We start from the raw sequence: 11,948 nt of genomic DNA on the forward strand, positions 1-11,948 counted from the left end.
TCTTTATCGCTTTTCTAAATTTTCCAAATCTTTGACTTTCGCAGTCAAGGAAATATTCCCTGAAAACACCTGTTTGGCAGGTCCGGCCAAAACAATATTTTTAAATCCACCTTTATTATCTTCGGTAAACCGTACTTCAAGGTTTCCTCCCAAGGTGGTGATTTTTATTGAATTTTGCTGCTGTTGCGCACCATAAACCAAAGCACAGGCGGTTACCCCGGTGCCACAAGAAAGAGTTTCATCCTCCACTCCGCGCTCGAAAGTTCTTACCTGAATGTGATTTTTTGCCAATGCTTGTACAAAATTCACATTGGTGCCCTGGGGATATCTTTGGACATCATGCCGGATCTTTTTGCCATTACCCAACACATCATGCTGCTGCAGTTCCTCTACAAAAACAATATGATGGGGAGATCCGGTGTCCACAAAAAACTCCTCACCCAAGGGCTGAATTTTTTGTACATCTCCCATTTCCAACGCTACCCATTCACCGGAAATGCTGGCCTGGTGTGGCCCGTCTATGGCCAGAAAATGAGTTTTATCAGTAATGATGCCCAGGAAGGAAGCAAAAGCTACGGCACAGCGGGCACCATTCCCACACATGCTTTGGCTACCATCGGCATTATAATAGCACATTTCAAAATCGTATCCGGCTTTTTCCTGAAGCAGGATCAGACCATCTGCTCCGATTCCAAATTTTCTATGGCATAGGTGCTTAATCTGGCTGATAGGATCATCGCCCAGAGAAAACTCCCTTCCATCTACCATGATGAAATCATTCCCTGTACCCTGATATTTATAAAATCTTATATCCATTTATATTTAAACATGTTACATCCTGATTATTAAATGAATAATTCACTTAATGGTAACAGTTTAGGTGCGCATATAGCATCAAAAACCCCACCAATATCAGTACCAAACACAAAAATAATCATCTTGTCCGAAATTTCGGGTTAATATTCAATTAACTGTGGAATTTAGCAATGAAAGCCATGGTGTTAGCGGATCACTTGTCTGAGGCCTACGAAGGAATTCCAATAATCTATTATTGTAGGGCGAAAAATTCCGGAGGATTTTTACATGTGTATGTAGAATTCTTCCGGATGCAATCAGGTATTAACTTCAGGGAGCACAAAATCAAAGGGAGGCTTTTAAAAAAATTAATTTTTTAAATTATTAAAAACAAGTTGTTTACACTTATTATATCACAGTTCACATACTTTTTGGCATGTTGATTGCCTGTAAGAGATCCGAACCAAACCAATTTATTATGAAAATTACGATGAAGAGATTGATTACCTCCGGACTTTGTTTTGGTATTTTTCTGACGATGATTTCCTGTCAAACTGAAGAAGAAACCAATCCTCCGGAAAATCAGGAAGAAGTACGTTTAGCGTCAACAGCAAGACAACCATCTGAATCGGATCAAGGGGCCAGAAGTATGTTAAATGCGATGGTGGTGACAACCTTTCAGGTAGGAACAAAAGAAATGGAGATGAAGTATGCTGCAGAAGCGGATATTGTAGCGGGTATTGATCTGGGAAGTATTAGCCTGAAATCAAATGTAAATACTGAACTTGGCACTGCTTCCAGCCAACCTCAAACCCTGGTGTTGATCAGCGATGGACAAGCCATGGTTTCTGCAGTTGGGGAAGGAAATACACCAAAAGGCAATTACACGGAATTACAATTTGAATTGTATAAAAATACCGCCGTGGGAAATGATGACCCCATGTATGGAAAATCTCTATGGATAGATGGAGAAATTAATGGACAAACCAGCCAGATATGGATGGATGTGGAAAGCGAAATCCGCGCCATTGCAGAGAGTGAAGAGGGGCACGAAGTCAATGAAAATACAGAATTGATGCTGGTCTTTGACTTGGAAGAGTTGTTTCAAGGGGTAGATTTTGAAGCCGCCGTAGATGGAAATGCAGATGGAGTGATAGAAGTGGGGCCAGATGATGCCGATGGCAATTCCAATCTGTATGGCCAAATAGAAAGTAACCTGGAATCATCCGTAAAATTTGAGAAAAATTCTTAATCAAAAGGATTGATTAATGCTAAAAGAGCTTGCTTCTTAAGCAGGCTCTTTTTTTATTTGGTAGCTAATACACTAACAAAATATGAAATCGACACGATTAAAATCATCATTAAACACACTGGGCAATGATTATTTTAATCGTCAAAGATTCCATGTGGCAACTTAAAGACAATTATAAACACATGAAAGATCCCCAAAGCCTGGCATCAGTAGCCAGATTCCACCATACTTTTAAACACCCTGTTTTAACAGAACCCGCCATCCCCCCTTCTACCCGGTGTCAGTTACGAATTGATTTGATTTCTGAGGAGCTTCAGGAATTGAAAGAAGCAATTGACAAACAGGATTTGGTAGAGGTAGCAGATGCTTTATGTGATATCCAATATGTACTTTCGGGGGCCATCCTGGAATTTGGACTGGCAGAAAAATTTCGGGCTTTGTTTGAAGAAGTGCAGCGATCAAATATGAGCAAGGCCTGCAAAAATGAAAAAGAGGCACAGGAAACCGTGAATTTTTACAAAAACAAAGGCACTGATTGCTATTTTAAGGAAGTTGATGAGTTATATCTGGTGTACAGGACATCTGATAACAAAACGTTAAAATCCATTTATTACTCTCCCGCCGATCTGGCAGCTATTTTACAAACCCCTTGAAAACATGCGATATCTCTTTATTTTGAGCCTAATAACAGGCATGGTCTACAGCCAGGTATTTGCCCAGAACAGTGCCAGAAATTATGGTATTTCCCTGGGTGTACTGACACCTGGAGAATGGAATGCCATTACGGATGTACCTGGGGTGGCCGTAGGTCAGGTTACTTTAAAGGAGGGCGAAAATATTAGAACGGGTGTTACTGCGGTTTTACCACATCAGCTTAACCTCTTTCAACAAAAAGTTCCCGCAGCTGTTTTTGTAGGTAATGGTTTTGGCAAGTTGGTAGGAACCACTCAGATCCAGGAATTGGGAAACCTGGAATCCCCCATAATACTTACCAATACCCTGAGTGTGGCAGCTGGAATGGAGGGCATATTGGACCACATGCTGTTCCTGGAAGGAAATGAAAATGTAGGTTCCCTCAATGCTGTGGTGGGTGAGACAAACGATGGCTATCTGAATGACATTAGGGGCAGGCATGTGAAGCCAGATGATGTGAGGGAAGCCATAAAAATAGCAAAAGGTGGCCCGGTAATAGAAGGAAATGTCGGTGCAGGGACTGGAACAGTTTGTTTTGGATTCAAAGGAGGCATAGGCACTTCTTCCCGAAAACTTCCGGAAAGCCTTGGGGGATTTACGGTTGGTGTACTGGTACAAAGCAATTTTGGAGGAGTGTTGCAAATCGGTGGCCAGCCTGTAGGCAAAATTCTTGGGCAGTATAGTTATAAAAATCAATTGGAGTCGGCCGATGGTTCTTGTATGATAGTGGTCGCAACGGATGCACCAGTGGATCACCGGAATCTGGAGCGCATTGCCAGGAGAGCAATCATGGGTTTGGCAAGGACAGGCGGTATTGCCTCCAATGGCAGTGGTGATTATGTGTTGGCTTTCAGCACCACCAAAGAACATCTTTTAACCTCCGGCTCTACAGCAACGCTGGCCAATGACCAGGTCAGCCCTCTGTTTTTGGCAGCTATTGAGGCTACAGAAGAAGCGATCATCAATTCCCTTTTTGCAGCTGAAGACATGAAAGGTAAAAATGGGAGGATTGTCAAGGCGCTACCAAAGGAAAAGGTAAGTGCCCTGTTCAGGGAATAATCGGTTTCCCCGGCATTTTTCAAATCGAAAAGGTTGTTTTATTTTATTAGGTAGATGGCCTGGCATTCAATAATTCTTTGTATAATTGATTCTTTCAATGTGAATCAATAGGCAAAGTGGTTGCTGTACAGGAATTTCATCAAAATTATTTTAGGCAAATCTGCCTGGGAGCTTTGTTGTTGCTCATGTTTGCAGCCATTCCGGTTCAGGCACAATTGGTTAAGCCATTTTTGCCCCGGGTTCCAGATAATGGACCCAGTACCAATATTTACAATATCAACGGGGATTTTGCCATTATTGGCAATACCAACCTGACCCTCGAGAATTACAGCCTGAATTTTCAAAATAATTACCCCATGATTTATGTGGATGCTGATGAAGATCCGCAAACACTTAATTCTTCTTCAGCATCTTTGGTTTTCCCTGATGAAAATGGTGCAGACCCTTCTTGTACGCAGGTAGTTTATGCGGGATTGTACTGGACAGGCAGATCGGCAGAGGACATGCAGTTTGAAGTAACCAAATCCGGTACCACAAAAAATTATGATAAAAAGTCCGTTTCACTTAAAGTTCCCGGTCAATCAGCCTATACTACCATTCGGGCACAAAACGACCAGATTTGGTTCCCGGAATCATACCTGGATCAAGATGGATTATTTGTGGGCTATGCGGATGTAACCGATCTGGTAAAAGCTGCGGGACAGGGAGAATATTGGCTGGCAGATATTGCATTGCAAGAGGGAACCGGGGGATCCATAGGTTATTTTGGAGGCTGGGGATTGGTGGTTATTTATGAAAACCCGCTTATGGAGGCAAGAGATGTAGTTGTTTTTGATGGCTACGCCTATGTGGCCTCCTATTTGGAAGACGATTATTTTTTGAATCTTGATGGATTTTCAGCTGTCGAAATGGGTGACGTTAAGGTAAAAATGGGCATGATGGCAGCAGAAGGAGAAAGAGGAGGAACCGGAGATTATATTGAAATTGAGAAAGGAGAAGGTTCAGGAGAATTTGTACGCCTGGCACACGAAAGCAATGATACTTTTAATTTTTTCAATTCCAGTATATTTACCGAAGGCAATCCACGCAATCCCGAGCTGATTAACAATACAGGGATTGATTTGTCAGTCTTTGAGTTACCCAATGAAAACAACAATATCATTGCGAATGGACAAACCAAAACCAGAATAAAGTATACTACCGTTATTGATACCTATGTAATTTTTAACATTACATTTTCTATTAATGCCCGGCAGACCAGGCTGGAGGCAATAAACGAATTGGTTAGTGCCAGCGGCTTGGCCAACGATGTTCACCAGGTTGGGGCAAATGAAGATTTAATGTTTCGATTGGAAATCCGAAACAAAGGCCAAGAGCCGATTGAGGAAGCGAAGGTGGAAATACCCATTCCCCTACTTGCTGAATTTTCGGCTGTTTCCACCACCTGGCTAGCTGGTGGAACTCCGGCAAATGCTTATTATGATGCCTCCAAAGGGGCAGGTGGAGCACTTGTTTGGGAAATCGGAGACATACCCGTTTCATCGGATCCGGATGAATTATTGGGTTACCTGGAATACACATTGGTTTCTCCGGATAATTGTGCTGGACCGGCTGGTTTTCAGTGTGAAGCGGAATTTTCGCTGGAAGGTGAAGTAACCGGTAAGAATGCAGAAACCGGCATTCCTTTTTCAAGCCCTTTGATTCAGGGGTTTCCAAGTGATGAGGAATGCCCTTCAAACCCCAATTCAGCACCACTGCTATTTGAAGTGTTGACCAATGGAGAATCTTGTTCCACCGATGATACGGTTTTGGAAATTAATTTGTGCAATATTCCGGGTGATGGTATACCTGTTTCAGAAATTGCAGGTAATTTTCCTGATGGCGTCAGGTTTTACGATTCTTTTCCGCCAGATCCGGCAGCAATGGAATACAACCTGTCCAATCCTTTTCCAAAAACAAATGAAAGCCGGGAATTTGTGGCCATTTTGGAAGGGGACGGAAAGTGTTTTCGCCCTTTTACAATAAGCCACCAGTCCATGGAAGCTCTTCCTGCTGTCACTTCAGCCTATGAAGGATCCCATATTTCCTGTCATGGTGCTTCGGATGGATCTGTTTTCGCCTTTGTAGAAGGAGGTATATCTCCCTATACCTACCAATGGGATGATCCCGGTAATTCCACTACACCCAGTTTGGAAAATCTTCCAGCAGGTACTTATACTGTCACCATCACCGACAGTCAATCCTGTACAGCAACAGCTTCTGTTACACTCCAGCAACCTCAACCGCTTGCTATTCAAGTGGATGATCAAAACTCTGTGCTAATCCTGGATTGTGAGGCAGCGGATGGGGGAATTGTAAACTTTGAAGTTTCAGGTGGAAGTGTACCGGTTAAGGCGGAATTAATACTTATCGAAGAAGGAGGATTGGAGGAAACAATAGATCGTTTTGACTTTCAGATCAACAGGAATTTCAGTTTTGAAGCACTTGAAGCAAGTGGTTATGTAATAAGGGCAACAGATACCAATGAATGTACTCAGGAAATCTCATTTGAGATACAGGGATCCCAGCCCTTATCTTATACTACATCCATAAGTCCCATACAAAACTGTCTGGAGCCTGAAAGTGCTGTCATTTCAATTATTCCTGATGGAGATTCTGCGAATTATACCTATCTCTGGTCCAATGGAGCCACCACAGCAAGCATCCAGGACCTGGGTCCGGGAACCTATTCAGTGGTGATTTCTGATTCATTTGGATGTAGCAGAGAAGAAGAGTTTTCCATAGCGCCCCTAAGTCCTCCGGTTTTTTCAGTTTCATCTGCTACTGAGGTAATTTGTGGGGAATCAGGTTTGAGCACCACTTTTTTTGTGGAGTTACCTGCTGATGCTGCAGCAGCAAGTATTGTGTGGAGCGGAGGACAGGTTTCAGCAGATGGAAGGCAAATGGTAAGCGCGCAGCCTGGAAATTATACGGTTACCCTGACAGATGAAAATGGCTGTGCATCTGAACAGGAAGTGCAGGTATTGCCCTATGCCCTGGATGCGGGTTTTGATATTTTTGGTCCGGACCCCGGATCCGGTACCGATTATTTTATTGCTGATGAGATCCGTTTCGAAACCCAACCTTTAGGTAACATCAGTACCTACTTCTGGGATTTTGGGGATGGGTCCATGAGTAATGAAGCTAATCCAAGTCATGTATATGGACGTAAGGGAATTTACCAGGTGAGTTTGCAGGTAACTGATGCCAATGGTTGTACGGCTGAGGAAACAAGGGAAATTGTCATTCAGGAGTTTCAAATCCGGATGCCGGATGCTTTTACCCCAGCTGCGGCAGATGGAAGTAATGCACATTACTTTCCGGTTTTTGCGAAAATTGATGGGCTGGAGTTTTGGGTTTTTAATAAATGGGGAGAGGTGATCTATTATACCAATGATAAAGATACTCCCGGATGGGATGGTGCTGTTCAGGGCAGGGAAGCTCCGGCCGGATCCTATGTCTACAAACTACACTATACGGCCCCGGATGGAAGTCAGGAGCAACTTTCGGGAACATTTATCCTGATTCGATAAATTTTTCACTTATCCTGATTTTCCACAAATTGGAAATCCTTACGTTCATAGAAATGACCAAAGCCATCAGATTTTGGACAGTGCATTAGCAAGGGTTAACAGGATGGATTGCAGCAGCAATAAATCCCAGCTGAAAAAAACAGGCATTAGGCCTGTTTTTCATCGATAAATTGTTTTTGAACCTCGTCTTCCGATTCCTTATTGTTTTCATCTTCAAAAAATCGCTTCTGAAATATCAGGATAATGGCCACGCCAACAAAGATGGAAGCGTCTGCGATATTGAAAATGGGCCAGAGAGCAGTATAACTGCCGCCCATCAGGGGAACCCATTCAGGAATGAAACCTTCCCAGATATCGATGTAAAACATGTCGATCACCTGTCCATGAAACCAGGGGTTGGGTGCATCAAATGGGGCATTGTTCAACCAGACGCCATAAAAAACGCTGTCAATCAGATTGCCTACTGCTCCTCCCAAAATCATGGCAATGGAGACCAGGTATCCGGGATGAGATTTTTTCTGTATCAGCTTATAAAGATAAAAGCCAATTCCAAACATGGCGATCAATCGGAAACTGGTAAGGATCAATTTTCCATACTCCGAACCCAACTGCATTCCGAAAGCCATACCCGGGTTGGTGGTGTAATGAAGTTTGAACCAATCTCCAAACACCTTAATTTGCCCGGCTGTGCCAAAATCCATACCGTTGTGCACCATCATTTTAACGGCCTGGTCTATCAGGATCACGATCAGGGTGATTCCAAAATATTTCCAATACTTCATCTGTTTATAATTGTTTTTTAGCGGTCACATTGCCTGTCCCGACCTTCGGGAGAATCTCGCATGGTTCCCCCCGGTAGCTATCGGGGGCGCATCCCTCTGAGTGATGTACTCGTCAGGCTGGATTTTATCAGCTTATACTTTTTCAACTTTAACGGACAGTTCAATTTCATCCATGTCTAAAATGGTAGGATTTTTTATTTGATCATCCAGGGTCAATTCCAATGCCTGTGTTTCTGTTTTGATATAATCGGCAAAGTGCGCTAAAGCACTATCCACTGTTTCCTCATTTGGGATAACCCTGATTCGGATTTTATCCTGCACTTCCAGGCCAAGAACTTTTCTTAGGTTTTGTATACGGTTGACAAAATCCCTGGCTATTCCTTCTTCTTTGAGTGGGACTGTTAGGGTAACATCCAGGGCCACGGTAATGCCATTATCACTGGCCACAGACCAACCGGGAATATCCTGCGATTGAATCAAAACCTCCTCCAAAGTCAGGGTTTCTGCTTTACCCCCGATTTCAATATTGGCATGTCCAGCCTTTTCTATGGCGGCAATTTCTTCTTTGCCCCATTGCTGTATGGCTTGATTGACCAATTTCATTTTAGGCCCGAATCTTTTTCCCAATAGGGCAAAATTGGGCTTTACGCTTTTCACTAAAATTCCGGAAGTATCATCTATATAATCGATGGACTTTACATTCACTTCTGACTTAATGAGTTCTTCCACATGCTGGATTAAATCCTGAGTTTCCGGATTCAGTACTGGAATAAGGATTTTTTGCAGGGGTTGCCGTACTTTTAGTTTTTCCTTTTTCCTGAGAGAATGTACCAAAGAGGAGATATCCTGGGCCAGCTGCATGCTGTTTTCCAGCCCTTTATTGATCAAAGGCTCATTTACCTGTTGCCAGTCTGTCAAATGTACCGAATCCGTTTTTCCTTCCTGACTGGCGGTGAGGTTTTGGTACAGCCAATCTGCATAAAATGGGGCTACTGGTGCCATTAGTTTGGATACAGCAATCAGACATTCAAACAAAGTTTCATATGCTGCTTTTTTGTCTGCATTCATATCTCCTCTCCAAAACCGTTTTCTGGCAAGGCGCACGTACCAGTTGGACAATTGGTCTACGGTAAAATTCATGATAGCCCTGGTAGCCGGAGTTACGTCATAGCCTTCATAGGCTGTTTCAGTTTCTATGACAAGGGATTGCAATTTGGATAGGATCCATTGATCCAGTTCCGGTCTTTCTTTTTCCGGCACCTTCGACTTGCTTTGATACACAAAATCATCCAAATTGGCATACAGGGCGAAGAAATTATAGGTGTTTTGCAGGGTACCAAAGAACCTTCGCTGTACTTCGGTCACTCCCTCTTCGTTGAATTTCAGGTTGTCCCAGGGATTGGCATTGCTGAGCATGTACCAGCGCAGGGCATCGGGACCAAATGTTTTCAGGCTCTGGAACGGATCGACAGCATTTCCCAGCCTTTTGGACATTTTATTGCCGTTTTTGTCGAGTACCAGCCCATTGGCAATAACGTTTTTGAATGCCACACTGTCAAAAAGCATGACTGCCAGCGTATGAAGGGTGAAAAACCAACCCCGGGTTTGGTCTACCCCTTCAGCTATGAAATCCGCCGGATAATTGGCTTTGAAAAGGTCTTCGTTTTCAAAAGGGTAATGCCATTGGGCATAAGGCATGGCACCCGAGTCAAACCAAACATCTATCAAATCTGGCTCCCGAAACAATTTTTCCCCATTATCGCCTGCCAAAATGATTTCGTCCACATAAGGACGATGCAGATCCACCTCCCCGTCCTTGAAAGGAGATGCATCCATATATCCTTTTTCTATGGACCCTTGTATTTCTGCCTGCAGTTCTGCCACGGAACCAATGCATTTGGTTTGGGTACCGGCTTCATTTCTCCAAATAGGCAATGGAGTGCCCCAAAACCTGGAACGGCTTAGGTTCCAATCGACCAGGTTTTCCAGCCAGTTGCCAAACCTGCCCGTACCTGTGGAACCCGGCATCCAGTTGATGGTTTTATTATGGGCTACCAGTTGATCTTTGTAGGCAGTGGTTTTGATAAACCAGCTTTCCAGGGGATAGTATAAAATGGGCATATCGGTACGCCAGCAGTGTGGATAACTGTGTTCGTACTTTTCTACCTTAAAGGCCTTATTTTCATTTTTCAGGATAATTGAAATGATGATATCCGTACTTTTAAAGTCTTTATGATGTTCATCATCCAGGGTATAATTTTTGACATAAAAATCATTTTCACCAAAGTCTTTGTGGGCCTGTATTCCATGTTCTGCCATTTTGGTTTTCAGGTATTCTCCCACCACAGGCAGAAATTTCCCCTTTTTGTCCACAACGGGTATTTCCTGGCCGCGATCATCTTTTAAAAATATTCCCGGAATTTGCTGCTGTTCCAGGGTTCTGAAATCATCCGCGCCAAAGGCTTTGGCGAGGTGAACGATTCCCGTTCCATCTTCAGTGGTTACATAGTCCCCGGCTATTACAGTAAAGGCAGGTTGGGGTAGGCTCAGGGCTTCAATGGGAAACAACTGCTCGTATTGCATGCCCAACAGCTCCTTACCCTTCAGGGTTTCAAGCACCTGATAAGGAATAATTTTATCACCAGGCTTGAAGTCCTCCAGTGGCAGCTCAGCACCCTTCGGATGAAAATAGGTTGAAAGCCTGGCTTTGGCTAATATCACCGTTTGCGGTAAATAAGTATACGGATTGTAGGTTTTGACTTTGACATACTCCAGTTTTTCTCCTATGGCCAAAGCAGAATTGGATGGAAGGGTCCATGGCGTGGTAGTCCATGCAAGGATGTACAGGTCAGGCTCTCCTTTCACCTTAAATTGTGCAGTGACTGAAGTATCTTTCACGTCCCTGTAGCAGCCTGGTTGGTTCAGTTCGTGGGAGCTGAGTCCTGTTCCTGCCGCCGGAGAATAGGGTTGAATGGTGTAGCCCTTGTACAACAAATCCTTTTCGTAGAGCTTTTTCAACAGGTGCCATAGGCTTTCGACATAGTTGACATCAAAAGTAATATAAGGATTGTCGAGGTCTACCCAATAGCCTATTTTCTCTGTAAGTTCATCCCATTCATGTTTGTAGCGCATGACGGTTTCCCGGCATTTCTGATTGTAGTCGGCCACAGAGATCTTGGTACCGATATCTTCTTTGGTGATACCCAGTTCCTTTTCTACCTGTAATTCCACAGGCAGACCATGGGTGTCCCATCCGCCTTTTCTTTTGACCTGGAAGCCTTTCAGGGTTTTGTAACGACAAAAAACATCTTTGATGGCACGGGCCATCACATGGTGGATACCAGGAGTACCGTTAGCGGAAGGAGGTCCTTCGTAGAAGGTATAGCTTGGGGCTCCTTTTCTATTGTCCACTGATTTTTCAAAGATCCTGTTGCTTTTCCAAAAAGCCAATATGTCTTCTCCGATTGCGGGATAATCTACCTGTTTAAACTCCTGATATTTCTTCACTGTAATAGAAAATATTTTCTGTTAAGCTTATTTTTTGCTTTCCTGCCCTCCGGTAGGTGGGTTTGGCCATCGTCAATGGCTCAAAAGAAGGCGTAAAGTTAATAGAAAACTAGGGTTAATGTATGTCAATCTCAGAAAAACTGTGAACGGCAGGATCTGTTACCGGATAAACACGAAAAAGGCTGAGAAATAAAGTACTACAATAACTGGATTTTGCTGGTATAAAGGTTGATTACCTCTGGTTTGCTTTATCAAATAATTTTTCAATTGGGGCGAAAAATATTGGGG

The 11,948-nt window shown here is 43.4% G+C and carries 7 protein-coding genes; 4 read left to right on the plus strand and 3 right to left on the minus strand.

Features of this window, described 5'->3' with window-relative positions:
* Positions 1-3: 3 nt before the first annotated feature.
* Positions 4-816 carry a diaminopimelate epimerase gene (gene dapF, locus G9Q97_RS20955; protein WP_166150518.1) on the minus strand — a complete coding sequence of 271 codons (813 nt, stop codon included), beginning with the start codon at positions 814-816 and terminating at the stop codon, positions 4-6.
* A 457-nt stretch (positions 817-1,273) separates the two neighbouring features.
* On the opposite strand from dapF, the gene G9Q97_RS20960 reads away from it, so the two are divergent.
* The 4 genes from G9Q97_RS20960 to G9Q97_RS25320 all read left to right on the plus strand — a co-directional run bounded on the left by G9Q97_RS20960 (position 1,274) and on the right by G9Q97_RS25320 (position 7,371).
* Positions 1,274-2,047 (plus strand): hypothetical protein, encoded by a 774-nt coding sequence (locus G9Q97_RS20960; RefSeq protein WP_166150520.1) that lies wholly within the window; start codon positions 1,274-1,276, stop codon positions 2,045-2,047.
* A gap of 182 nt (positions 2,048-2,229) precedes the next feature.
* Positions 2,230-2,700, plus strand: coding sequence for a pyrophosphohydrolase domain-containing protein (locus tag G9Q97_RS20965; protein ID WP_166150600.1), 471 nt, complete (start codon positions 2,230-2,232; stop codon positions 2,698-2,700).
* 4 nt (positions 2,701-2,704) lie between these two features.
* Entirely contained in the window at positions 2,705-3,799 is a 1,095-nt protein-coding gene (locus G9Q97_RS20970) for a DmpA family aminopeptidase (RefSeq protein ID WP_166150522.1), read from the plus strand.
* 116 nt (positions 3,800-3,915) lie between these two features.
* On the plus strand, positions 3,916-7,371 hold the full coding sequence (locus tag G9Q97_RS25320) for a PKD domain-containing protein (protein WP_166150524.1): 3,456 nt from the start codon (positions 3,916-3,918) through the stop codon (positions 7,369-7,371).
* Positions 7,372-7,517: 146 nt separating this feature from the next.
* Here G9Q97_RS25320 and G9Q97_RS20980 read toward each other — a convergent pair whose 3' ends face one another.
* Together G9Q97_RS20980 and ileS are read right to left on the minus strand one after the other, a co-directional pair.
* Positions 7,518-8,153 carry a lipoprotein signal peptidase gene (locus G9Q97_RS20980; protein WP_166150526.1) on the minus strand — a complete coding sequence of 212 codons (636 nt, stop codon included), beginning with the start codon at positions 8,151-8,153 and terminating at the stop codon, positions 7,518-7,520.
* A gap of 132 nt (positions 8,154-8,285) precedes the next feature.
* A complete protein-coding gene (ileS, locus tag G9Q97_RS20985; protein ID WP_166150528.1) occupies positions 8,286-11,660 on the minus strand; it encodes an isoleucine--tRNA ligase in 3,375 nt (1,124 codons plus the stop codon).
* Positions 11,661-11,948: the final 288 nt, after the last annotated feature.

Origin of the sequence: Cyclobacterium plantarum (assembly GCF_011290685.1) — a bacterium.
Lineage (GTDB): Bacteria > Bacteroidota > Bacteroidia > Cytophagales > Cyclobacteriaceae > Cyclobacterium > Cyclobacterium plantarum.

Bases quoted from the DNA above. Each gene is read 5' to 3' on its own strand.
- G9Q97_RS20960 (WP_166150520.1), top strand. From the start codon at position 1,274: ATGAAAATTACGATGAAGAGATTGATTACCTCCGGACTTTGTTTTGGT.
- G9Q97_RS20965 (WP_166150600.1), top strand. From the start codon at position 2,230: ATGAAAGATCCCCAAAGCCTGGCATCAGTAGCCAGATTCCACCATACT.
- dapF (WP_166150518.1), bottom strand. From the start codon at position 816: ATGGATATAAGATTTTATAAATATCAGGGTACAGGGAATGATTTCATC.
- G9Q97_RS20970 (WP_166150522.1), top strand. From the start codon at position 2,705: ATGCGATATCTCTTTATTTTGAGCCTAATAACAGGCATGGTCTACAGC.
- G9Q97_RS20980 (WP_166150526.1), bottom strand. From the start codon at position 8,153: ATGAAGTATTGGAAATATTTTGGAATCACCCTGATCGTGATCCTGATA.